This window comes from Bowmanella yangjiangensis, from assembly GCF_017255015.1.
GTDB classification, from domain to species: Bacteria; Pseudomonadota; Gammaproteobacteria; order Enterobacterales; family Alteromonadaceae; genus Bowmanella; species Bowmanella yangjiangensis.
Genome location: NZ_JAFKCS010000436.1, coordinates 331 through 651, shown reverse-complemented (window position 1 = coordinate 651; position 321 = coordinate 331). Strand labels below are relative to the sequence as shown.

At 73.8% G+C, this 321-nt stretch carries 1 protein-coding gene; it reads left to right on the top strand.

The window, feature by feature from the left end:
• Positions 1–321: hypothetical protein (locus tag J0A65_RS25010; RefSeq protein WP_206596931.1), on the top strand; the 321-nt coding region annotated here is incomplete at both ends.

Sequence of the window (321 nt, the reverse complement as noted above, 5' to 3'; positions counted from 1 at the left end):
ACGCGCAACTGGCCGAGCTCGCCGCCGAGCGCACGCCGCAAGCGCCTGTCGTGCAACCCGCAGCCGAGGTGCCGGCCGAGCCGCAGGCACCGGCCAAGGAAACAGCTGGCTGGTTCTCCACGCTGTTCGCCGGTGGCGCAGGTCTGTTGCTGCTGCTCGGTGCGCTGTTCTGGGCCGCACGGCGTCGCGAGAAGACCTCGCCGGTGGTGCAGGTTGCTGCCGCCAAGGCGCAGCCTGTGACTCGCCCCAGGGTCGTCGAGGCTGCGCCTGTCGCCGCCGTGGCGCCGGCCGCCAGGGTGACGCCGGCCCCGGTCGTGCAGC